Annotated in this window: 31 protein-coding genes; 30 read left to right on the forward strand and 1 reads right to left on the reverse strand. The window is 66.9% G+C overall.

Annotation, left to right across the window (positions count from 1 at the left end):
- Nucleotides 1-45: 45 nt before the first annotated feature.
- The 13 genes from ACZ60T_RS21465 (at nucleotide 46) to ACZ60T_RS21525 (ending at nucleotide 11,970) form a co-directional block, all read left to right on the forward strand.
- Nucleotides 46-630, forward strand: coding sequence for a phage tail tube protein (locus ACZ60T_RS21465; RefSeq protein ID WP_469667284.1), 585 nt, complete (start codon nucleotides 46-48; stop codon nucleotides 628-630).
- 131 nt (nucleotides 631-761) lie between these two features.
- Nucleotides 762-1,091, forward strand: a complete 330-nt coding sequence (locus tag ACZ60T_RS21470; protein ID WP_469667285.1) for a phage tail assembly protein — start codon at nucleotides 762-764, stop codon at nucleotides 1,089-1,091.
- A gap of 209 nt (nucleotides 1,092-1,300) precedes the next feature.
- Nucleotides 1,301-1,480 carry a hypothetical protein gene (locus ACZ60T_RS21475; protein ID WP_469667286.1) on the forward strand — a complete coding sequence of 60 codons (180 nt, stop codon included), beginning with the start codon at nucleotides 1,301-1,303 and terminating at the stop codon, nucleotides 1,478-1,480.
- A 4-nt stretch (nucleotides 1,481-1,484) separates the two neighbouring features.
- Nucleotides 1,485-5,300, forward strand: a complete 3,816-nt coding sequence (locus ACZ60T_RS21480) for a hypothetical protein (protein ID WP_469667287.1) — start codon at nucleotides 1,485-1,487, stop codon at nucleotides 5,298-5,300.
- Between the two features lie 22 nt (nucleotides 5,301-5,322).
- On the forward strand, nucleotides 5,323-6,162 hold the full coding sequence (locus ACZ60T_RS21485) for a phage distal tail protein (protein WP_469667289.1): 840 nt from the start codon (nucleotides 5,323-5,325) through the stop codon (nucleotides 6,160-6,162).
- A gap of 2 nt (nucleotides 6,163-6,164) precedes the next feature.
- Nucleotides 6,165-7,367: a siphovirus ReqiPepy6 Gp37-like family protein gene (locus ACZ60T_RS21490; protein ID WP_469667290.1), complete on the forward strand. Its 1,203-nt coding sequence runs from the start codon at nucleotides 6,165-6,167 to the stop codon at nucleotides 7,365-7,367.
- The gene (locus tag ACZ60T_RS21495) at nucleotides 7,368-7,667 is read left to right on the forward strand and encodes a hypothetical protein (RefSeq protein ID WP_469667292.1); all 300 of its coding nucleotides are present in this window, start codon (nucleotides 7,368-7,370) and stop codon (nucleotides 7,665-7,667) included. It begins immediately after the preceding gene.
- A gap of 291 nt (nucleotides 7,668-7,958) precedes the next feature.
- Nucleotides 7,959-8,732, forward strand: coding sequence for a hypothetical protein (locus ACZ60T_RS21500; RefSeq protein WP_469667293.1), 774 nt, complete (start codon nucleotides 7,959-7,961; stop codon nucleotides 8,730-8,732).
- Nucleotides 8,733-8,760: 28 nt separating this feature from the next.
- On the forward strand, nucleotides 8,761-9,024 hold the full coding sequence (locus ACZ60T_RS21505) for a hypothetical protein (protein ID WP_469667294.1): 264 nt from the start codon (nucleotides 8,761-8,763) through the stop codon (nucleotides 9,022-9,024).
- 79 nt (nucleotides 9,025-9,103) lie between these two features.
- Nucleotides 9,104-10,426, forward strand: a complete 1,323-nt coding sequence (locus ACZ60T_RS21510) for a tail fiber domain-containing protein (protein WP_469667295.1) — start codon at nucleotides 9,104-9,106, stop codon at nucleotides 10,424-10,426.
- Nucleotides 10,423-10,779, forward strand: coding sequence for a DUF2746 domain-containing protein (locus ACZ60T_RS21515; protein WP_469667296.1), 357 nt, complete (start codon nucleotides 10,423-10,425; stop codon nucleotides 10,777-10,779). The genes ACZ60T_RS21510 and ACZ60T_RS21515 overlap by 4 nt, the downstream gene beginning before the upstream one ends.
- Before the next feature lie 73 nt (nucleotides 10,780-10,852).
- Nucleotides 10,853-11,752: an N-acetylmuramoyl-L-alanine amidase gene (locus tag ACZ60T_RS21520; RefSeq protein ID WP_469667298.1), complete on the forward strand. Its 900-nt coding sequence runs from the start codon at nucleotides 10,853-10,855 to the stop codon at nucleotides 11,750-11,752.
- Nucleotides 11,753-11,757: 5 nt separating this feature from the next.
- The gene (locus tag ACZ60T_RS21525; protein WP_469667299.1) at nucleotides 11,758-11,970 is read left to right on the forward strand and encodes a DUF7439 family protein; all 213 of its coding nucleotides are present in this window, start codon (nucleotides 11,758-11,760) and stop codon (nucleotides 11,968-11,970) included.
- A gap of 52 nt (nucleotides 11,971-12,022) precedes the next feature.
- Here ACZ60T_RS21525 and ACZ60T_RS21530 read toward each other — a convergent pair whose 3' ends face one another.
- Complete coding sequence (locus tag ACZ60T_RS21530; protein WP_469667300.1) at nucleotides 12,023-12,385, reverse strand: hypothetical protein; 363 nt, start codon at nucleotides 12,383-12,385, stop codon at nucleotides 12,023-12,025.
- 145 nt (nucleotides 12,386-12,530) lie between these two features.
- Between ACZ60T_RS21530 and ACZ60T_RS21535 the strand changes: the two genes are divergently transcribed.
- The 17 genes from ACZ60T_RS21535 (at nucleotide 12,531) to ACZ60T_RS21615 (ending at nucleotide 20,938) form a co-directional block, all read left to right on the forward strand.
- Nucleotides 12,531-12,995 carry a hypothetical protein gene (locus ACZ60T_RS21535; protein ID WP_469667301.1) on the forward strand — a complete coding sequence of 155 codons (465 nt, stop codon included), beginning with the start codon at nucleotides 12,531-12,533 and terminating at the stop codon, nucleotides 12,993-12,995.
- 206 nt (nucleotides 12,996-13,201) lie between these two features.
- Complete coding sequence (locus ACZ60T_RS21540) at nucleotides 13,202-13,465, forward strand: hypothetical protein (RefSeq protein WP_469667303.1); 264 nt, start codon at nucleotides 13,202-13,204, stop codon at nucleotides 13,463-13,465.
- The gene (locus tag ACZ60T_RS21545; protein WP_469667305.1) at nucleotides 13,462-14,427 is read left to right on the forward strand and encodes a hypothetical protein; all 966 of its coding nucleotides are present in this window, start codon (nucleotides 13,462-13,464) and stop codon (nucleotides 14,425-14,427) included. The genes ACZ60T_RS21540 and ACZ60T_RS21545 overlap by 4 nt, the downstream gene beginning before the upstream one ends.
- A gap of 47 nt (nucleotides 14,428-14,474) precedes the next feature.
- Entirely contained in the window at nucleotides 14,475-14,969 is a 495-nt protein-coding gene (locus ACZ60T_RS21550) for a hypothetical protein (protein WP_469667307.1), read from the forward strand.
- 53 nt (nucleotides 14,970-15,022) lie between these two features.
- Nucleotides 15,023-15,460 (forward strand): hypothetical protein, encoded by a 438-nt coding sequence (locus ACZ60T_RS21555; protein WP_469667308.1) that lies wholly within the window; start codon nucleotides 15,023-15,025, stop codon nucleotides 15,458-15,460.
- A gap of 46 nt (nucleotides 15,461-15,506) precedes the next feature.
- On the forward strand, nucleotides 15,507-16,019 hold the full coding sequence (locus ACZ60T_RS21560; protein ID WP_469667310.1) for a deoxycytidylate deaminase: 513 nt from the start codon (nucleotides 15,507-15,509) through the stop codon (nucleotides 16,017-16,019).
- Nucleotides 15,956-16,837 carry an AAA family ATPase gene (locus tag ACZ60T_RS21565; protein WP_469667311.1) on the forward strand — a complete coding sequence of 294 codons (882 nt, stop codon included), beginning with the start codon at nucleotides 15,956-15,958 and terminating at the stop codon, nucleotides 16,835-16,837. Before ACZ60T_RS21560 ends, ACZ60T_RS21565 begins: the two co-directional genes overlap by 64 nt.
- Before the next feature lie 14 nt (nucleotides 16,838-16,851).
- Nucleotides 16,852-17,214, forward strand: coding sequence for a hypothetical protein (locus tag ACZ60T_RS21570; protein ID WP_469667312.1), 363 nt, complete (start codon nucleotides 16,852-16,854; stop codon nucleotides 17,212-17,214).
- Nucleotides 17,211-17,354 carry a DUF7215 family protein gene (locus ACZ60T_RS21575; protein WP_469667313.1) on the forward strand — a complete coding sequence of 48 codons (144 nt, stop codon included), beginning with the start codon at nucleotides 17,211-17,213 and terminating at the stop codon, nucleotides 17,352-17,354. The genes ACZ60T_RS21570 and ACZ60T_RS21575 overlap by 4 nt, the downstream gene beginning before the upstream one ends.
- A gap of 113 nt (nucleotides 17,355-17,467) precedes the next feature.
- Entirely contained in the window at nucleotides 17,468-17,773 is a 306-nt protein-coding gene (locus ACZ60T_RS21580) for a CHC2 zinc finger domain-containing protein (protein WP_469667371.1), read from the forward strand.
- Between the two features lie 31 nt (nucleotides 17,774-17,804).
- Entirely contained in the window at nucleotides 17,805-18,266 is a 462-nt protein-coding gene (locus tag ACZ60T_RS21585) for a toprim domain-containing protein (protein ID WP_469667315.1), read from the forward strand.
- A 2-nt stretch (nucleotides 18,267-18,268) separates the two neighbouring features.
- Nucleotides 18,269-18,616, forward strand: coding sequence for a hypothetical protein (locus ACZ60T_RS21590; protein ID WP_469667316.1), 348 nt, complete (start codon nucleotides 18,269-18,271; stop codon nucleotides 18,614-18,616).
- The gene (locus ACZ60T_RS21595) at nucleotides 18,613-18,816 is read left to right on the forward strand and encodes a DUF7187 family protein (RefSeq protein WP_469667317.1); all 204 of its coding nucleotides are present in this window, start codon (nucleotides 18,613-18,615) and stop codon (nucleotides 18,814-18,816) included. Before ACZ60T_RS21590 ends, ACZ60T_RS21595 begins: the two co-directional genes overlap by 4 nt.
- Nucleotides 18,813-19,028 carry a hypothetical protein gene (locus ACZ60T_RS21600; RefSeq protein WP_469667318.1) on the forward strand — a complete coding sequence of 72 codons (216 nt, stop codon included), beginning with the start codon at nucleotides 18,813-18,815 and terminating at the stop codon, nucleotides 19,026-19,028. Before ACZ60T_RS21595 ends, ACZ60T_RS21600 begins: the two co-directional genes overlap by 4 nt.
- Nucleotides 19,021-20,214, forward strand: coding sequence for a hypothetical protein (locus tag ACZ60T_RS21605; RefSeq protein WP_469667319.1), 1,194 nt, complete (start codon nucleotides 19,021-19,023; stop codon nucleotides 20,212-20,214). The genes ACZ60T_RS21600 and ACZ60T_RS21605 overlap by 8 nt, the downstream gene beginning before the upstream one ends.
- Nucleotides 20,211-20,549, forward strand: a complete 339-nt coding sequence (locus ACZ60T_RS21610; RefSeq protein WP_469667320.1) for a hypothetical protein — start codon at nucleotides 20,211-20,213, stop codon at nucleotides 20,547-20,549. Before ACZ60T_RS21605 ends, ACZ60T_RS21610 begins: the two co-directional genes overlap by 4 nt.
- Nucleotides 20,549-20,938 (forward strand): sigma factor-like helix-turn-helix DNA-binding protein, encoded by a 390-nt coding sequence (locus tag ACZ60T_RS21615; RefSeq protein WP_469667321.1) that lies wholly within the window; start codon nucleotides 20,549-20,551, stop codon nucleotides 20,936-20,938. The genes ACZ60T_RS21610 and ACZ60T_RS21615 overlap by 1 nt, the downstream gene beginning before the upstream one ends.
- The last annotated feature ends 15 nt before the right edge of the window (nucleotides 20,939-20,953 follow it).

The raw sequence follows: 20,953 nt of genomic DNA on the forward strand, positions 1-20,953 counted from the left end.
CCAGGTGTGTAAGTAAGACACGCCGGGCGAGTAAGGAGACCCCGAGTGGCACTGAACGATGCCGCAACTCTCGTCATCGGAAGCGGTAACTACCTCACCGCTCCGGTCGGTACCGAGATCCCTGACGACCTGCTGAGCCCGCTGTCCCCGTGGGAGGCGGTCGGTCACACCAGCCTGGACGAGATCCTGTCGATCACCTCCGAGGGCGGTGACGCGACCACGATCGGCTCGCTCCAGAACAAGAGCCTGCGCACCAAGTACAGCGCCCGCACGGAGACGCTGAGCTTCACGCTCCAGCAGTTCGACGTCCCCGGCCTGAAGCTGTACTACGGCTCGAACGCGCCCGTCCTGCCGGACGGCACCGTGGGCGTCCCGACCGACCCGACCCCCACCACGTGCGCGTTCCTCGCGGTGTTCGTGGACGGCGAGAACCACTTCGCCATCTACGCACCGAAGGCCGAGATCTACCGCAGCGACGACCTGTCCTTCGGCGACACCGAGTCGCTGGCCGGCCTGCCGCTCGGCGTGAAGCCGATGCCCCTCGGCTCCAACAAGTGGTCGTACGCGATCACCCCGCTCGGCGAGGCGCCGGACGAGGAGAAGCCGGCCGAGGACGGCACGGGCGCCTGATCGCCCACCCCTAACTCCTCCGGTGTGCAAGTGCGACTGCGGACCCGCCTGCACACCGGGGGCCTCCTCCCGGAGGCCCTTCCCCTGGTCCGCCCCCTGTTCTTCTTCAACCCCCTGGAGGTCCGCACCCCATGGCCACGTTCTCTCTCGACGACATCCGCGCCGCCGCTGACGCGAAGTACGGCTCGACCGACATCAAGATCGACGACAAGACCACGGCCGTCCTGCGCAACCCGCTGCGCCTCGCCAAGGCCGAGCGGGATGAGCTGGCCGGCCTCCAGGACAAGCTCGACGGCGACGAGGCCGTGGACCAGGGCGAAGTCCTGGCCGACGCGATCCGCCTGGTGGCGAAGGACAAGAAGGCCGCGGAGACGCTGATCGACCAGGTGGCCGGCGACCTCGCCCTGCTCGCGTCGATCTTCGAGACCTACACCAAGGGCACTCAGGCGGGGGAAGCCTGAGCCTCGCGCACCTGATCGACGAGTACGGCGAAGGCGTCTACCCCGACCTCCTCTTCTACTACGGGATCAACCTCGTGGACGTGGTGGAAGGTCGGGGGCCCTCGCCGGCCCTCGTCCATCTTCTGGTGCGGAGGCTCCCCGACACCTCCCTGACTCACGCCCTCGCGTCGGGCGGTAGGGAGCATCTTGGCTGGGGCGTCGATCGCCACATGACGGCCGACATCTTCGACGCGCTCAACCAGAACACTCGCGCTACCGGCAACTGGGGCAAGAAGGCGCCCAAGTTCCCGGAGTGGCCCAGGCCCAAGGTCAAGAAGGCCGCCAAGGGGAAGTCCAAGCGCCGCATCTCTGTGGCGGACATCTACAAGCAGTTCAGCGCCCGGAGGTAGGCCCATGCCTGAAGGTCAGATCGTTGGTCGCGTAGCGATCAAGATCCTGCCCGACACGAGCAAGTTCAAGGAAGAAGCCAGAGCCGAGCTGGAGAGGGCCGAGAAGGGTCTGGAGGTCAAGGCCAAGGTCGTCCTCGACGCCGACGACCTCAAGGCCCAGGCCCAGAAGATCCACACCCAGGCGCAGCAGGCCCTGAAGGACATCAACCTCAAGGTCAACCTCGACGACGAGGCATCCCTTCAGGCCGCCATCGCCCGACTGAAGTCGGAGCTGAACCGGCTCGGCGAGGTGACGATCCCTGTCGACATCGACGAGGACTCGATCAAGGCCGCGCTCGACATGTTCGACGAGCGGCTGAACCAGGTCCGCAAGATCAAGCTGACCGTGGACGAGTCCTCGCAGGGCTCGATCCAGGCAGCCATCGCCCGGATCGACGCCGAGCTGTCCAAGCTCCGCTCGGTCGACATCGACGTCAACGTGGACGAGGCGTCCCTGCTCGCGGCCCGCGACATGCTGGCCAACGACCTGAAGATGGACCTGAAGGTCGACTTCGACGACGAAGCTTCGCTGCGGCAGGCGCTGGCCCGGCTCGACGCCGAGCTGGCCAACCTGAAGCCGGTCAACCTCCACGTCGGCATGGACGAGGAGTCGCTGAAGGCGGCCCGCGAGGACATCCAGAAGCGGCTCGACCTGCACGCCGAAGTCACCCTGGCCTGGAACCACGCCGAGGCGCAGGCCATGGTCGACCGGATCAAGTCGCAGCTCGACGACATCAAGGTCAACCCCAAGCTCGACGAGAAGGAAGTCGCCTCCATCAAGCGGCAGCTCGAAGCCGCCTTCCATCAGATGGAAGACCTGAAGGCGAAGATCACGCCCGAGATGGACGCGGTCGCCAAGCGCAAGGTCGAGCGGGAGATCGACGACCTCCAGGACAAGATCGACAACCTGAAGTCGGAGATCGAGCCCGAGATCAAGCACGGTGCGGTGGCCGCGGTGGCTCTGTCGCTGGCCCGGCTGACGCGGAACCGTGTCGTGGACATCTTCCCGAAGGTCAACATGTCCGCGTACACCGCGACGGCGACGATGCTGAAGGCGCTGTCCGGTGCGCGCGTGCTCGGCGACACCTTCGAGAGGCTGAACAACGTCCTGAAGAACCTGGACAGGAACGTGCCGATCGTCGGCACGCTCGCCTCAGCCATCGCCGGCCTGGCGGGCTGGGGCCTGACGGCGGTCAGCAACCTCGCCGCCCTGTCCGCGTCGCTCGCGCAGATCGGCGCAACGTCGCTGGCCCTGCCCGGAATTCTCGGCGGCATGGCGATCGGTATCGGTGCCACCGTCGCCGCACTGAAGGACTTCAACAAGGTTCTGCCCGAGGTCAAGGGGCAACTCTCCGCACTCCAGGACCTGATCAGCAACAACTTCTGGGCCGAGGCCAAGGCCCCGATCCAGGACATGATCAACAGCGTCTTGCCCGAGCTGCGCAAGGGCTTCGCTGAGACGTCCACTCAGATCGGCCAGTTCTTCGGCGGGTTCGCCAAGTCGATCCAGTCGTCCCTCGCGCCCGAGCTGGCCGGCATGTTCGCCGACCTCTCGAAGTCGATCGACATCGCCACGGGCGGCACCGAGGCGTTCGCCAACATCATCACAACCCTGGGAAGGGTCGGCGCCGGCTACCTCCCGCAGCTCGCGGGCTGGTTCGTCGACATCGCCGAGAAGGCGTCGAACTGGCTGAACCAGAAGGGCGACGCCGGCCTCAAGGAAGAGATCGACGCAGGCATCCAGTCCCTGAAGGACCTCGGCGGAGTCCTGTACGAGACCGGCGGCATCCTCGCCGGCATCGCCCGCGCCGCGACCGAGGCGGGCGGCTCCACCCTCGGGATGCTCCGCGAAACGCTCGGCAGTATCCACGAGATCATCGACTCGTCCGGCGCCCAGGACGCGATGCGCATGTTGTTCTACAGCGCGCACCAGGCGATGAGTGAGATCGCCACCACGTCCGGGCCGCAGGTCAAGGCGTTTCTGTCCGAGCTGGTCTCGCTCCTGACGAGCATCCTGCCGCAGGTCGGCGCGATCATCGGCACCGCCGTGGGCGGTATCGCCGCAGCGCTGAACCAGCCCGCGGTGATCTCTGGCGTCCACGCCCTGTTCGACGGACTCCAGCAAGGCGTGAACGGCGTACTGCCCGTCCTCGCCCCGCTGGGCCAGGCGCTCGGCGCGGTCATGACGATCATGGGTGCGCTCGCCGCGCAGCTCGGCCCGCTCATCGCAGCCGCGCTGACTCCGCTGGCGAACGCGTTCACCGCCCTGACCCCGGCGATCCTGCCGATCATCGACCTGTTGGGCTCCAGCCTGACGGGCGTCTTCCAGCAGCTCAGCCCGGTCATCGCCCAGTTGGTGCCGGTCATCAAGGACGCACTCGGTACCGCGTTCCAGGCACTGTCCGCAGTCCTCCCGGTCGTGGTCGAGGCGTTCGGCCAGCTCCTGAGTGCCGTCGCTCCGCTGATCGCACAGTTGATCTCGGGCCTGGCTCCGATCCTGCCGGTCGTCGCCGAGTTCCTTGCCGGTGTCGTCCAGGCGGCGATGCCGCTGGTGGAAGTGCTGCTCCAGATCCTGGAAGCGGTCCTGATGCCGCTGATCCCGGTGATCACGAACATCGCCAGCGCGATCCTTCCGCTGCTGATGGAAGCGTTCAACCGGCTGGTCCAGGCGCTGATGCCGTTCCTGGAAGCGCTCCAGAAGGTCGTCGACTTCCTGATGCCGATCCTCGCGCCGGCCATCGAGTTCGTTGTCGAGCTGCTGGCCGGAACGCTGGTCGCCGCGATCAACGGTGTGGCCCTGGTCCTCGAAGGTTTCGTCGAGATCTTCAAGGGCGTCTGGAACATGGTCAAGGGCTACTTCGAGATCTGGATCGGCGTCTTCAAGGGCATCTTCACCGGCAACTGGGACCTGCTGAAGCAGGGGTTCGAGGATCTGTGGAACGGCATCTGGCAGTTCCTGAAGGGCCTGTGGGACACGATCCTCGGCGCCCTGATCACGTGGCTGTCGGTCAGCGTTCTCGGCTCGGCGAAGAAGGGCCTGACGGCTATCGGTACCGCGTTCAAGGACGGCTGGAACCTCGTCAAGCAGTTCGGTGTCGACGCCTGGAACGCGATCAAGTCGGGCTTCACCGACTTCTTCTCGAACCTCGGAAGTAAGGCGCTGGACGGACTGAACAGCATCAAGTCGTTCTTCACGTCCGGCTGGTCCAACGTCGTCTCCACGACGAAGACCAAGTTCTCCGAGATGGTCTCGACGGTCACCACCTGGCTGGGCAAGGCCGTGTCCGAGGTGAAGAAGCTCCCCTCCAGAGCGAAGGAAGCGCTCGGCAACCTCGGGTCGACCCTGAAGAACGCCGGCATCGAACTCATCAAGGGCTTCATCTCCGGCATCACCGGCATGTTCGGCAGCGTCAAGGACACCCTGGGCAGCCTGACGGACAAGCTGAAGGACTGGAAGGGTCCGGAGTCCCTGGACAAGGTGCTCCTCGTCGACGCCGGTGTCCTCGTGATCGACGGCTTCATCAAGGGCCTGGAGTCCCGCTACGACGCGGTGCGCCAGTCCCTGAAGGGGCTGACCGAGGACGTGGCCGGCACCCAGTTCGACGCCCCGGAGATCAAGGGCGCAGGCACCGCACGAGGCGTGTCCTCCGCAGTCGCTGCCGCACTCGCCGGCCAGGTGGGCGGCACCACGAAGGTTCTCAACTACTACGCAGCACCGGGTTCCTCCCTCCCCGAGGAAGACCTGTTCGCCGCGGCCAACCGAGCACGGATGGGATGGTGATTCGGTCTTGCCGAAGCTCATCTTGAGCAGCGGCACAGACAACCTCGACCTCAACGAGATCGCGGACAAGGGCCTGGGCTACCAGGCCAAGACGGGGGCGACAGGCTTCGGCCTGCCCCCCGTCGCTGTCCAGTGGCTCGAAGGGGCCGGGGACGGTGCTGTGTACCGCCGCAAGCGCGTCCAGTCCAGGGACATCGACATAGCCCTGGAGATCCTGGCGCGCGACCGTGACGACCTTCAGGCCCGCCTGTCCCGGCTGGCCCTGGCCGTGGCCGACCGCTGCACGCTGACGCTCCAGAACGACGACGGCACCCGCTGGTCAACCGTCATCTACCGCACGGGCGGCGGCGAGTTCACGTACGGCGTGGAGACGACCGGTGAGCGCGAGTTCGAGACGGTCCTCTCCTTCCGGGCGCCTGACCCGTACTGGACGTCGTCGGACACGCAGACCCGGCGCATCACCGGGGCGTCATCGAAGGCGTTCCTGTCCAGCCTGGCCAAGCTGAACGTCGCACCGTCGCAGGCGATCGGTGAGATCCAGCTCGACAACTCCGGTGACGCCGAGGCGTACCCGGTGTGGCAGGTGCGCGGTCCTGGCCGGACGTTCACGGCGACCTCGCCCAGCGGCGAGCGGCTGCGCTGGAACGGCAAGCTGGCGGCCGGCGAGACGCTGACGATCGACACCAAGAGGGGCACGGTCGCCGACCAGTCCGGCGCCAACCGCTACAACGAGCTGGCCGCGGCCCCGCGCTTCTGGACGGTCAAGCCCGGCCTGTCCACGGCAGAGGCGTCCCTGCTCGACATCACGAAGGACTCGTCGATCGTCTGCTCCTGGCAGCCGCGCAAGTGGATGGTGGTGTGATAGTGCGACTCGCTGACATCACTGTCGAAGTGCGGGACAAGTCGCTGACTCGGGTCGGTCTCGTCCGGCCCGAGGAGCTGATCTTCGAGATGACGGATGCGTTCAACAACGTCGGCTCATGGAAGCTGACCCTCGGGTCCGAGCATCCGCTGACCCCGGTCCTGCGTACGCCCGGCTCCGGGCTCATCGTGACCGGCCCGAGCTACACCCTGATGTCCGGGCCGATGACGAAGTTCGAGTCGGCGTCCACGCCGGAAGACCCTGGCGGGTCGGTCGTCTTCGAGGGCGTGACAGACGACGTCATCCTGCGGGACATGCTTGCCTTCCCCGAGCCGACAAACCCTGACGGCGCCACGCAGAAGCTGGCGCACGACGTCAGACAGGGTCCGGCAGAGAGTGTCATGCACGGGTTCGTCCGGGCCAACGTCGGTCCGGGCGCCCCGGCGCCTCGGCGTAGACAGCGTCTGACGATGGGCGACGACTTCGGCCGCGGGCCGCAGGTGAAGAAATCCGCACGCTTCCCAGTGCTGGGCAACCTGCTCACCGAGCTGGCCCTGCTGGGCGACCTCGGTTTCCGCGTCATACAGCGTGGTGACGGACTCGTCTTCGAGACGTACAAGGTGCAAGACAGGTCCGACTTCATCCGCCTGGACGTGCTGAACGGCACCCTGTCCGGCCAGCGCGCGTCCATCTCCGCCCCCGGCGTGACCCGAGCGATCGTCGCCGGACAGGGCGAGATGACCAACCGGCAGCTCCTCCAGATCGACAACGACACCAGCCTCCAGGCCGAGGCTGACTGGGACCGGCGCATCGAGCAGTGGATCGACCAGCGCCAGACCGACGACTGGGCCGAGCTTCAGCAGGCCGGCGACGAGGCCCTGGCCGATGCCGGGTTCACCGCCGTCGACATCCAACTCGTCCCCATGGAGGACTCAACGATGGTCTTCGGCACTGACTGGGGCCTGGGCGACCGCGTCGCGGTCGTAGTCGATGACCAGGAACTGAAGTCGAACGTGACCGGCCTGGCCCTCAAGGCCAGCTCGTCCGGCTTCCAGGTCGGCGCCGCACTCGGCGACCCGACCGGCTTCAACCTCGACGTCGCCATGCACAAGCGCATGGCCAAGGCCGAGAAGCGCGTCTCCCATCTAGAGCGCGCGGACAGCGCGGGCGGCGACGACATCATGGCGATCATGGGGGTGTGGTAGGTGGCGACGCCGATCAACTTCTTCCGGGGCAGCGCCCCGGCCTCGGCGACCGAGGTCTACACGGTGCCCGACGGCAACACCGCGATCGTGACGAACATCGTCGCGGCGAACACGGGCAGTGCGGCCGGCTCCGTCACGGTCAAGCTCGGCGGCTGGGATCTCCTCTCAGCTGTCGGCATCGCCGCCAAGGGCGTCCTGACCGTGGAGATCAACCAGGTGCTCGCCGAGGGCGAGGCCATCGAAGTGCAGGGCAGCGGCGCACAGTGCTCGCTGCACGTCAGCGGAGTGGAGGTCGCGTAAGTGGGACTGAGCGTATGGCCGGCCCCCGAGGATTCCGGCGTCGTCGGCCCTACCGGAGCGACCGGGGCGACCGGCCCGAAGGGCGACAAGGGCGACGTCGGCCCAACGGGACTGACCGGGGCGACGGGCCCGGCCGGTCCAGCCGGCCCGAAGGGCGACACAGGCGCCGCAGGCCCGCAGGGTCCGAAGGGCGACATCGGACCGGCCGGGCCAAAGGGTGACGTCGGCCCGCAGGGGCCGGTTGGTCCGCAGGGTCCGAAGGGTGACCCCGGCGACGGCAGCGTGAACACGGTGAACGGGAAGACCGGCCCCGACATCAGCCTGACCGCCACGGACGTCTCCGCCATCCCGGCATCGCAGAAGGGCGCGGCCTCCGGTGTCGCCTCGCTGGGCACGGACAAGCGGCTCCCGGCCGCACAGATGCCCACCGCAGCCCCGCGCAACGTGTGGACCCCGCAGTCGCTCGGCTTCCAGGCATGGTCTGTCGACCCGGCCTCGATCCCCAACCCGAGGGACTGGAGCAGCACCACCAAGGAAGTCGGCGTCATCAAGGCCGCCGCGATCCAGCGCATGTACCTGGCGGGCATGAACATCACCGAGCCGACCACGGTCAGCAAGGTGGTCATGTTCGCTCGCGGCTGGGGCGGATCTACGGTCGCCCAGAGCGCGCGCTTCATGGCGGGCATCTACGACTCGACAGGTAAGCGCCTGGCCTACACGGGCGACACGGCCCTATCGAACGTTCCTGCCGCAGGGCAGGAGGCCGGCACCCCGGCCAACGCCAAGGACAACCATGTCGGCGCCGTGCCGCTCAGCCTCAAGGCGAGCTACACCTTGCAGCCCGGCAGGTACTGGGCGGCGTTCCTGATGCCGGCCGGGGCAGCGACGGACTTCTACTACATGCACATCGAGAACCAGTCCCCCTCGAACCCGGCGAACTTCCACCTGCTCGGCACCGCGTTCATGCGGGCCGGCTACATCGCCGGGCAGACCACACTGCCCGCCTCGTTCACCCCGTCGAGCATGAGGCTCGACCATGACCCCTGCATCATGGCGCTCGCGTAAGCGCCCAACCGAAAGGAATCACTCAGCAGTGTCTCTTGTGACTGGCGGCGTCGTCCGATTCGGAACCAGCGACGAGAAGGCTTACGACAAGGTCCGCGTCTCGTTCACCGACGCGGCCGGCGTCGACCCGCTCGGCGGCCTCTCCAACGAGCAGCGGTCCCAGATCGTCAAGGCGGCCCTGGACGCCATCATCGCCAACCTCCCGCGCGGCGGAGCCTTCCCCGGCTACTACGCCTTCGCGGCCGGCGAGGAGATCTCGGAAACGAAGACCCAGGTCTCCATCCAAGCCTGACCATCTGCCGCACCCCTCCCGCAAGGCCCCCGAGCACTGATCTCGGGGGCCTTTCCGTTCCCCCGGAAGGACCCCCCGAGTGTCTATAACCTCCTACCCCTTCGACGACCAGGCCGTCAGCGAGGGTCAGTTCTCGTACCTGTTCCGCGAGCTTCAGTCGACCGGCGTCGCCGACAGCGTCAACGGCTCGGCCTTCGGCGTCTACGCCGACAGCTCCGGGATGCAGGTCAAGGTGAATCCCGGCTTCGCGCTGGTGCGCGGACATGCGGTGCAGTCCACGGACACCGAGATCGTCCCGATCGAAGCGGCCTCGACGAGCGTCCGCATCGACCGCATCGTGCTGCGTCTGGACCCGGCCGCGAACCAGATCACGATCGCCGTGGTTAAGGGGACGCCCGGCGGTGGAGTGCCGGCCCTGACCCAGTCCGACACCAACGTCTACGAGTTCCCGCTGGCCCAGGTCAACGTCGCCGTGGGTGCGGCCACTATCACGGCCACGGCCGTGACGAGTGAGCGCCGGTTCATCGGCAACACGGTGGGTGGCTGGACCACGGCCACCCGACCGGAGAACCCGCGGATCGGCCGGCTCGGCCTGAACACCTCGACCAACGCCTGGGAGTTCTGGGACGGCACCAGGTGGAACGACCTTGCGCCGACCGTCACCTGGTCGTCCATCAGCGGTCGGCCCAACGACTTCGTTCCGGCCCCGCACACGCACGACTGGACCGAGGTCAACAACAAGCCGACCACGTTCAAGCCGAGTGCGCACACGCACGACTGGGCGGACGTGCTGAACAAGCCGGCGACCTACGCGCCCAGCTCGCACACCCACACGTGGGACTCGATCACGGGCAAGCCGTCCACGTTCGCGCCGGCCACCCACTCGCACACCTGGGCGTCGATCACCTCCAAGCCGACCACGTTCGCGCCGTCGTCTCACTCCCACTCGAACTACCTGACCTCGGGCGGCACGATCAGCCGGGCCAACGGCTCCGATCGGCCGCACTCGTACAGCGTCGGCGGGAGCGGCACCTACTACGCGGTGTGGGTCGACGGCTCCCACAACTTCTGCCGCAACACCTCCTCGATCAAGTTCAAGGAGAACGTCCGCGACTTCGAGGTTGACCCCGACGGCGTCCTGGCGCTGCGCCCGGTGATCTACGACCGCAAGACCACGGTCGACGACCGGGGGACCGTACGGGAGGGCAACAAGGACGAGGTCGGCCTGATCGCCGAAGAGGTCGAGCCGCACCTGCCTTGGCTGATCAACTACCTCGACGGCGAGGTGGACGGCCTGCGCTACGACCTGCTGGGCGTCGCCCTGGTGCCGGTCGTGCAGCGCCAGGCCGCACAGATCGCTGACCTGTCCGAGCGCCTGGCCGCCCTGGAGGCCAAGGCGTGACCGCGCCCCTCGCGCTCGACCCGACCGTTCAGGTCTCCGTCGTGACGGCTGGCAGCACGGTGGCGGTCGCCCTGGTCGGCGTCGTCGTCGAGCTGCTGCGCCGCCAGTCCAACGCGATCAACGAGGTCCGCGAGCACGCGGCCGAGGCGCGGGACCAGGTGGCCAACACCCACTCGACGAATCTGCGCGACGACCTGGACGCGGTGGCTCACCGCATCGACCGGGTTCTTGCGCTCCAGGAGCGGCACGGCGAGGAGATCGCCGGCCTCCGCTCGGACATCGCCCACGAGCGCCGCGAGCGCCTGGCGGTGGCTGAACGGCTCGACGACCACGTGGCCGCCACCGCGGCCTGACCCATCCCTCTCGAAGGCCCTGTCCCCAGCTCGGGGGCGGGGCCTTCGTCATGCCTGAAGGAGGCACCCTTTCGTGACTGCGCACATCTACCCCGGTGCGGACAGCACCTCGCAGTGGTTCCACTCGAAGTACCCCGGCGACACCATGCCGCACCCGAACGTGATCGTCCTGCACACCACTGAGGGCGGTAGCTGGCCGGACTACTCGGGCGGCTCCGTGGCGCCGACGTTCACCGTCAAGGCGGACGGCTCGGTGCGTCAGCACTTCTACGCCAACGAGTCCGCTCGCGCTCTGGTCAACGCGCCCGGCGGCGTGCAGACCAACACACTGAACGCGGTGCAGATCGAGTTGGTGGGCACCTGCGACTCGGGCGGCCCTGGCGTCTTCTGGCCGAAGGCCACCGATGCCCAGCTCGCCGGCCTGGCCAAGCTGGTGAAGTGGCTGACCGCCACCTACCCGATCCCGCTGAAGTCCACCTCGAAGCCGTGGCTGTCGTACCCGTCGAGCTACGGATCGAAGAACGGTCAGCGCATGTCGTTCTCCGAGTGGACGAACTTCAACGGGATCTGCGGTCACCAGCACGTTCCGGAGAACGACCACGGCGACCCCGGCAACTTCCCGGTTGCCCGCCTGATCGCGCTGGCCGGCGGTACGTCCGCCCCGGCGCCGGCCCCCTCGAAGCCGTCCGTGAGCGTGGCAAACGTGGTCGCTGCGGCGAAGCGTGACCCCGGCCTCCCGCAGGGCGGCACCACGCACGCGGCTGATGTGAAGATCGTCGAGGCCGCGCTGAACAAGGAGGGCCTGCTGTCCGCGACGTACGCGAAGGACGGCTCTTTCGGCTCGACGACCGTCGCGGCGTACGCGGCCTGGCAGCGCAAGCTCGGCTTCTCGGGCGCGGACGCGGACGGCATCCCCGGCTCGACCACACTGAAGAAGCTCGGCGACAAGCGCGGCTTCACCGTGAAGGCGTGATGCCAGTGGCCAGGCACAAGAAGCCCGCTGCCCTGATCCTTCCGCTCCTGCCGAAGACGTGGCAGCCGTACGCCAAGGCGGTCGTCGCCACACTCGGCGCGCTCGCCGGCCTGGCCACCCTGTACTTCGCCGACGAGCCGAAGGTGGCCGCCGCGGTCCATGCACTGACCGCACTGGGTGTGTATGTGCAGCCGAACGGCGAGACCGACGACGAGTAACACAGAACGCCCCCGCTGACCTGATGTGGTCGGCGGGGGCGTTCTTCGCGTCTCAGTTCTCGGCCTGCTGGGCGGCCTTCTGCGCCTCGATCTCGGCCATGCTGACGATCTTGGGGCGGCGCCTGCCACCTGCCTTTTTGGCTGGTACGGCTGCCTTCTTGGCCGTGCTCGGCGCGGCAGCGACCTTGCGCGGGGGAGGCGCGGGCGGCGTGAACTGCATAGGAGGGACCGCGATCTTCGCGGCCGGCTCTTCCTCTCGGGCCTTGAGTGAGGCGGTGATCAACTCCTCGATCGGCTTGGCGTCCTTGGCGCACAGGTCCAGCTCGTGCGTCTCGCCGTCGACCGTGATCGCGTACGTCTTGGCCGGCATCTCCTTGTCCAGGTCGCACGCAGTGACCTCGACTTTGATCTTCATCCCTTGCTCCTGATGGCTCGCGGCGGCACACTGAGTGTACCGGTGTGTGAGGTTGACAAGATCATGTAAGTAATGCCAGTGTAAGTGCGACGCGAAGCGGAGAGGTTATCCGATTCGCGGTCTGAACTTCACGGAGGGGAACAAGATGGGCGCGAAGAAGATCCAGGACGAGCAGGAAGTCATCAGATGGTTCAGGGAGGGCTGGACCTACAAGGCGATGACCGAGGAATACAAGCGGAAGTACAACATCGATATGAAGCCTTCCGCGTGGGGTAACTTCCGTTACCGGCGCGGGCTGGACCGCCGCATCGCCCGGAACGACGAGCTGATTCCGTGGGCGGTGAATAAGGAGCACCGTCAGCTCTATCCGCTGATGATGCTGCGCATCGAAGGCCGCAAGCGCGCTGGCCTGGAAATCTCCGAGGGCAACCTGAAGCGCCTGGACTCCTGGCGTCAGATGCTGGACGAGGAGAACGCGGTCGTTCACTACGACCCGGACACCGTTGACGGTTTCTTCTACGTGCCGCGCGAGGAATCGGATGAGGACATCATCCGCCAGCCGGAACAGAAGACCACCTTGCGCCGGAACGCTGATGAGCGTTCTGCCTGATCCGCAGTCGCCCTGGATCTGGTAAGACCCCCTTTTCGGAGGGGGTCTTTTGTGTTGCTGGAGGGTTCAACTACTTACGTGTGACATACAAGATCACGTGTAAGTTCTAACCGAACTTAAATCTTTGCCAGCTTGACGGTCGCGCTCACCGTGTGCAAAGATCCGTCCATCGGTTGGTCATACTTACACACCCTGGGGGTGGGGCAGTGCGTGCAGCAGTCCTTGAGCGAACGAACCTCGTCGCGGACGAGGGGCGCATCAAGGTCTTCATCGACTACGAGGAAGAGGACTACCGGCTCGTGACCGACGCCGACGGCTACGACACCAGGATCATGAAGGAACTGCTCGACTTCCTGGCGCAGATGGGGTTGGAGCTGGTCGACGACTTTGAGTACGAACCCGAGTTTGACGAGGACGGCAACATCGTCCAGTACCTGTGCGAGACCGACCCCGAGGGCGTGAGCGCGTGAGCCTGAACCTGATCGACATCCCGCAAGCCCCCGTCCACCCGAACCACTCTGTACCGCGTGACGGTTGGGGCCGGCCGATCGTCGTCCCGAGGGGCGGCGGCAAGCCGAAGGGCTACACCCGCACGACGACGTTCATCGACTGCATCGAGGACAAGTCGGCCCTCATCGACTGGGGCAAGCGTATGGTCCTGGTCGGCGCGACGAAGCGCCCGGACCTGGTGGAGAAGGCGCGGCCCCTCAACCCCGAGGACCCGGCGGACAAGAAGACGCTCAACGGCCTAGCCGAGCAGGCGACCGACGCCTCGGGCGCCAACGACAAGCGCGAGCGCGGTACGCACCTGCACACGCTGTCGGAGCTGGTGGACGCCGGCCAACCGCTACCCGCCGGCCTGCCCGCTCAGGACGTCGAGGACATGGCGGCGTACCTCATGGAGACGTCCCCGCTGAAGGTGGTTGCCGTCGAACAGTTCGTCGTGGTCGACGAGTTGGGCGTGGCCGGCACCTTCGACCGCATGGCCGAGTATGACGGGCCTGGGCCTGACGGCGAGCCGGTCTCGGGCAACTTCATCTGTGACGTGAAGACGGGCTCCGTGGACTACGGCGGCCTGAAGATGGCGGCACAGCTCGCGTGCTACTCGCGCGGGGTGAAGTACGACTTCGCGCGCTTCCCGGTGAACGCCCAGGACAAGTCCGCGGTCGCTTCTTTCAAGAAGCGTGTGATAGAACTACAAGAGGCGGAGGCGGCGTACAGTCCGCTGCCGACGGTCAACCAGGACTGGGGCATCATCATCCACCTGCCTGCGGGCAAGGGGGAGTGCACGCTGTACTGGGTCGACCTGAATCTCGGGTGGGAGGCCGCTGAGCTGGCGCTTCGCATCCGGGAGCTACGCTCCAAGGGGCGCAAGGCGATGAAGCGGTTCGTGGCGCAGGTCACATCGAGCAAAGCCGCTTCAGTCGCCTGAGAGTGTGATAGAGTGACAAGGTCCGCGAGAGAGGAACGACAGAGCGAGTGAGTGAAGCCCGAGGTATCACCGTCACCATCAAGTACGGCAAGAGCTACGACGACACGTGGGCCGTTTTCAAGGGGAACGCGGGGGAGGTCCGCGAAGACATCCTGGACTTCTTCGGCATCGATCGTGATAGTGTGACTGGCCTGACGCTATCAGACATCGTCACCAACGCGACGAACCTGGCGCACGGCAAGGGCCTGATCGCCTCCCAGCTCGGAGCGACGGTCATCGCACAGGAGCTGGCGGAGCCGGCCAAGCCGAAGCCGCAGGGTGACCCGTGGGCCAGCATCGGCACGAGCCAGCCGGTCACCATCGCCGACCAGGCGCCGGCCTCCACGCCCGAGCAGGACAAGAACGCCTGGATCTTGGGCGAGATCGCCAAGCAGACGAACCGCGCCGACCTCAAGAAGGTCTGGGCGGCGAACCAGTCCTTCTTCTCTGACTCGTCCGTCATGGACGCCTACAAGGCCAAGGGCAAGTCCCTCCCGGCCTGACCTCACCGCAGTAACACCGAACACCTTCACCGAACACAAGGAGAACGAACTTAGTGGCTCTCAACATCATCGACATCCCGGTCCAGGCTGGCGGTTGGTTCAAGCCGGCGGACGTGCACGGCTCTGTGGCCTTCCTCGTCGAGGTCCACTCCTTCGAGCGACAGCGCCCCACCCCGAACGGCCCGAAGGACTCCGTCCTCGCAGACATCACCGTCTTCCGCGACCAGGGCCAGCTCGACGCCGGCACCCCCGAGATCACCAAGGGCCAGCGCATCGAGCAGACGATCCTCGCCCGCGACCTGGAGACCATCGTCGGCGGCGCCACGATCGTGACCCTCGACCAGATCCCCCCGAAGAAGCCGGGCCAGCGTCCGGCGTGGGTGTGGCGTCCGCTGACCGACGCGTCCGTCCGCAACAAGGTCATCGCGTACGCCAACGAGCGCGAGGCCAAGGCGGAGGCGGCCGTGAACGACGCCCCCGACTTCGACTGACCCGAGTGTGTAAGTAAGACATGGCGAGCGACCGGAAAGGGGGTCGATGCCGGGGCGATTCGCCCCGAGAGAGGAGGTCCCAGTGCGACCAAGCTGGGATGAGTGGGCCTTGGGTCTTGCCGAGGCCGTGTCGACGCGAGCCGACTGTACGCGCGCCCAGGTGGGCGCCGTGATCCTGAGCCGCAAGCACCGAGTGATCGGGCTCGGCTACAACGGTCTGCCGCCGGGTCTGCCCGGCTGTGCGAGCGCCGGTAACTGCCCCCGCGGTCTGCTCTCCGTCGAGGAGTGCGAGCGGGACTCGAACTACTTCAACTGTGCGGCCACACACGCCGAGCGCAACGCGATCGAGGACGTCCTGGACAAGGGCATCCCGCCGTACGAGTTGCAGGCCGCCACCCTGTACGCCACCCGCAAGCCGTGTCCGGCCTGCACCACCCTCATCGCTTCCGCCGGCATCCGGCGAGTCGTCGTCCTCGGAGAGGAGAACCCCCCGAAGTGCTCACCCCTGGTAGGTCTCTGGCACTCCATGCAGAGTCGGGCAAAGAGCTTCCCCGCGTAGAGGCGTTCGAGGATCTGTACGCCGCTGGAGTTCGCCCCCGTCACGGCGAGGTCGTGATGGTTGCCGGCCGCTCCGGTACGCAGAAGTCGGGCTTCGCCCTGTTCTGGGTCGCTCAGATGAACCTGCCGACGCTGTACTTCTCCGCCGACATGAGCGCCTTCACGGCGTCATCACGGCTGGCGTCGATGGCCACCAGGGACACGACCGAGATGGTCGAGGCCGGCATGGCGGAGGGCGGCAAGTACCGGCAGGCATACCTCGATGCGCTGGCCGACAGCCGGATCACCTTCTCGTTCGGCAGCCCGATCACCTGGCGGCAGATCGACGAGGAGATCGAGGCGTACATCGAGCTGTGGGACGCGTACCCCGAGGTCATCGTGTTCGACAACCTGATGGACTTCGAGAACGCCGAGTCGGACTACACCGAGCAGATGGCCGTCATGCAGGGTTGCACGGAGCTGGCTCGTGACACCGGGGCGACCGTCATGATCCTGCACCACGCGAGTGACAAGGCGTGGGAGGCCAAGACGCAGCCGTGGAACCCGCCTTCACGGGACCAGGTGAAGGGCGGCTTGTCGGAGAAGCCCGAGCTGGCCCTGTCCGTCGCGCTGGACCCGACGTCGATGGCGTATCACGTCGCCTGCATCAAGCAGCGCATGGGGCCGTGCGACCCCACGGCGCAGCGCTACACCACGATGATCTGCGAGCCCGAGTACACGCGCTTCCGCCGTGCTGAGCCCAGGCAGATCATCCAGGCCGCGAAGGCGGTCCCGGCGACTGAGGAGTGGTCGCCGACGAAGTTCGCGTTCAACTCATAGCGGAGTGTGATAGAGTGACAGGCGCGGCAGCGCGGAACAAGCGCAAGGGTGCCGACTGGGAAGCGGACCTGCGGGACGGCTTCCGCGGGGAGCAGTACGACATCGAGCGGCTGCATCTCAACGGCACGGACGATGAGGGCGACCTGGTCATCCGCCGGCTCGGCAAGTACCTGGTCATCGAGGCCAAGAACGCCAAGTTCGAGCCGTCGACCTTCATCAAGGAGATGGAGGCGGAGGCCGAGCACTTCCGCAAGAACCGCGGGCTCGATCCACAGGATGTGGAAGGCGTCGTCATCGTCAAGCGGCGCGGCCACAACTGGCGCCGGGCGTACGTCCTCACCACGGTAGAGCGCTACTTCGGCCTGGAGCCGAAGTGATCGGCTTCATGGGGACGGACGACGTCGACTACGACAAGGCGTTCGACGAGGCGGAGGCGTTCTTCGCCTACATCGAAGACCCGGACGCAGACCTGGCCGCGACCCTGGGAGTGGAGGAGTTCTTCGAGGTGACGCTGTGAGGTACCGCCGAGTCGGAGACCGCGACCACGACGACAGCCAGGACGCGAAGCCCACGCTCGACTCCGTGATGGAGCACTACGAGCTGGACTTCAACTCGGAGCGGAACACGGGCATGGCCCACTGCCCGCTCCACGAGGACAACACCCCGTCGATGTCCTACAAGATCGACGCCGGCCTGTGGAAGTGCCACTCCTGCGGCCAGGGCGGGGACAGTTACACGATGATCATGTTGAAGGAGGAGACCGATTTCCGAGGAGCACGAGCCCTTGCGGCCACTCTCGGCCTCCCAGAGGGAGACGCTGGAAGAGGCGACGGAGGCGTACGAAGGAGCGCTTACGGCGGAGGTCGCTCAGTATCTGCACGCAAGGGGAATCGGTCGGGAGGAGGCAGTTTCAGCCCGACTTGGCGTCGTCGCTGACCCGCTCCCCGGCCATGCGAAGTACCGCAACATGCTGGCGATCCCATACCTGGACCGCAACGGCAAGCCGCTGACGATCCGGTTCCGCTGCCTCCAGGAGCACAACCACCGGGACTTCTTTCACGGCAAGTACAACACCATCAAGGACGACATCCCGCGCATGTACGGGGTCGACGCCATCCATCAGGCCGGCGACACGATCCACGTCACCGAGGGCGAGCTGGACGCCCGGATCTTGCGCAAGGTCGGACTGCACGCAGTGGGCGCCCCCGGCGCCAACGTGTGGCAGGGACGCCACCGCAGGATGCTGGCCGGGTTCTCCCGCGTATGGGTGTGGGGAGATCCAGACGAGGCCGGCGCCGAGTTCTCGGCGAAGATCACCCGCCAGCTCCGCTCCGCGAAGGCCGTACGGCTGCGAGCGGGCGACGTGACCGACACCTACATGGCAGGCGGCGCAGAAGCGCTCCTGTCCCTGATCAACGAAGAGGTGTGATAGTGGGACAGCCTATCGAGACCATGACGACCGAGAAGCCGAAGCGCGCACCGCGGAAGCCGGCCGACCCGATGACCAGGCTGGTCGACGAGGTCAAGCCGCTCATCGCTCGCGTGCCGGCCGCCCATCTGAGGGACGTGCCCGGCCAGGCCCGAGCCCACTACGGGCTGCGGGCCGAGTCCTGGGCCGACCACTCGATGAAGGCCGGCGGGGGCCTGGACTCCGCCCTGATGACGAACGCCTCGGACGCGCTCGCCCAGGATGACCCGGCCAAGCTGCGCCAGGCCCTGCTTCATCTGGCCGCCGTCGCCCTGGCCAAGGTGCAGCAGCTCGACGGGGCCGCCCGGTGAGCGACGAGGAGTTCGAGGACATCGAGGGCCTGGAGCTGCCGGACACCGACCTCGTCTTCGACCACTACGGCGCGGTGAAGCGGGCGGCATCCATCGTCGGCGACCTGCGTAAGGCGCTGCGCGAGGAAGGCTTCACCCGCGAGGAAACCTTCGAGCTGGTCCAGGCGTACTGGGCCACCGAGATGGGGCTGATGCCGTGAGCCTGCCCGGTAGGCCCGGCCCCACCTTGGAGGCCATACACGCCGCGCTGGAGGACGAGGAGAAGGCCGCCCTGGTCCAGGCCCTCGTCACCTCCAGCACCCCGGCAGAAGTGATCTCAGCGATCCTCGCGCAGAACGGCCATCCCGTCTCCGCATCAACCATCCGTACGTACAGGCGCGCACTGCGCCGAGAGGGGGTGACCAGTGTCTGACCTGGTGGACGCACTGCTCGCCAAGCCGACCGCCCCGCCGGTCGCCGGCCGCAAGACCAACCCGGACAAGGACTTCACCCGCCAGATCGAGATCAGCGGGGACAGTGCGGACGTCACTGTGCGCGGCGAGACCTTCGAGGCCAACGAGTCCGAGGCCGTCTCCGTCCTGGAGCGGCAGGGCCTGAACCCCGCGGAGTGGACGGTCACCGGCTTCCGCTCCTCGGAGTGGACGATGGCCAGCGGGGACACCGGGATCTCGACCCGGTTCTCCTTCGCCCGCAGGTGTGTAAGTGAGACCATCGAGCGGGAGTCGATCGACGAGCTGCTGGAGATCATCGAGCGGCACGCCATCGACACCGGCCCGAGCGACCACGAGGGCGACCACACGTTCATCGTGGCCCTGGGGGATACCCAGTTCGGCAAGATCGACGGCGACGGAGTCGAGGGCACCCTGGCCCGCGCGATCGACTGCATCAACGAGGCCGCCCGGCAACTGGCCTGGTACCGCGAGCGCTTCGACATCGAGCACGTACACATCGCCTGGCTCGGCGACCACATCGAAGGGTTCGTCTCCCAGGGAGGCGCGAACTCCTGGCGCACCGGCCTGACGCTGACCGAGCAGATCCGCCTCGACCGGCGGGTGAAGCTGCACGCGCTGCTCACCTTCGCGCCGCTGGTCAACCGCCTGACGATGGCGGCCGTCCCCGGCAACCACGATCAGGCCGTCCGTATCAGCGGCAAGGGCGTGACCCGGTACGACGACAGCCACGACGTGGAGTCACTGATCGCGGTCAAGGACGCGGCCGACCTGAACCCTGACAAGTTCGGTCACGTCGAGTTCTACGCGCCGGACACGGACGAGCTGATCGTCCTGGTCGAGTGCTCCGGTTCGGTCGTCGCCCACGCGCACGGCCACCAGTTCCGGCCCGGCAAACACTTCGACTGGTGGAAGGGCCAGGCGTTCAACAAGGACTCCGCCATGCACCAGGCGGACATCCTGCTCGCCGGCCACCTGCACCACGAGTTCATCGAGGCGGACGGCCCGCGCACCTTCATCCAGGTGCCGGCCCTGGAATCCGAGTCGACGTGGTGGCGCCACTCGAAGGGGCCGACCGGAGCCCCCGGACTGATCGTCGCGGTGACCAAGGACGGGCGCGTGCCCGTGAAGGAGGTAGTCAGCCAGTGAACCTGATCGAGATCGACAACCCGACAGCCGAGACCGCGGAGGCCGCACACGCGGACTGGTCCCTGCTGGCCGAGGAGGGCGTGGACGACATCGCCCGTACGGTGGCCCGCTCCTTCGGCCGCGACTACGGCCTGACCCTGGAGGTCGAGGACGCCTACCAGGAGGCGCGGATCGTCCTCGTCACCCGTCACCGCAAGGCGCGAGCCGCGCTCGCGCAGGGGAACGGCGTACTGCACCGCTGGCTGCACCAGCGCCTGCGGGACAAATTCCTCACCGAGGCCAAGCGGCGCACGTCGCACGCCTCCTACGAGGCACTGGCCGGCGGTGCCGCCTGATGGCCGGCTACCAGCGGGCCGAGGTCGAGCACGTCTTGCCGTACCTGTTCGACCCCGAGGCCGCCTACGGGATCAAGTCCGAGACCTACGTCGAGGACGGGATGCCCAAGGGCTACAGCGACCCGAGCCACGGCAACACCATCTACGCCTCTCTCGCCGATGTCCGGCGGGGCTGGAGGCAGACCGAGCTGAGCGAGCGGGAACGGCAGAGCGTCCTCCTGCGGTACGTGCTCGACGAGGACCAGGAGGCCATCGCCGCCTACCTGGGAGTGCGACGCCAGACGGTCGCCTACTACCTGGAGCGGGGCGTCGGGAAGCTGACGGCCTGGCTGAACGGCGAGACCTACGTGGACGGCTACGACTCCCTCCCGGAACTGGCAGCCGCGTAACGAAGCGAGGACCGG

The organism is Streptomyces sp. NPDC104371 (assembly GCF_055583785.1).

What these genes read in the sequence shown, in the direction of transcription:
- ACZ60T_RS21585 (WP_469667315.1), top strand. Translation starts at nt 17,805, where the DNA reads ATGCTGGCGATCCCATACCTGGACCGCAACGGCAAGCCGCTGACGATC.
- ACZ60T_RS21470 (WP_469667285.1), top strand. Translation starts at nt 762, where the DNA reads ATGGCCACGTTCTCTCTCGACGACATCCGCGCCGCCGCTGACGCGAAG.
- ACZ60T_RS21475 (WP_469667286.1), top strand. Translation starts at nt 1,301, where the DNA reads ATGACGGCCGACATCTTCGACGCGCTCAACCAGAACACTCGCGCTACC.
- ACZ60T_RS21530 (WP_469667300.1), bottom strand. Translation starts at nt 12,385, where the DNA reads ATGAAGATCAAAGTCGAGGTCACTGCGTGCGACCTGGACAAGGAGATG.
- ACZ60T_RS21580 (WP_469667371.1), top strand. Translation starts at nt 17,468, where the DNA reads ATGGCCCACTGCCCGCTCCACGAGGACAACACCCCGTCGATGTCCTAC.
- ACZ60T_RS21480 (WP_469667287.1), top strand. Translation starts at nt 1,485, where the DNA reads ATGCCTGAAGGTCAGATCGTTGGTCGCGTAGCGATCAAGATCCTGCCC.
- ACZ60T_RS21615 (WP_469667321.1), top strand. Translation starts at nt 20,549, where the DNA reads ATGGCCGGCTACCAGCGGGCCGAGGTCGAGCACGTCTTGCCGTACCTG.
- ACZ60T_RS21535 (WP_469667301.1), top strand. Translation starts at nt 12,531, where the DNA reads ATGGGCGCGAAGAAGATCCAGGACGAGCAGGAAGTCATCAGATGGTTC.
- ACZ60T_RS21560 (WP_469667310.1), top strand. Translation starts at nt 15,507, where the DNA reads ATGCCGGGGCGATTCGCCCCGAGAGAGGAGGTCCCAGTGCGACCAAGC.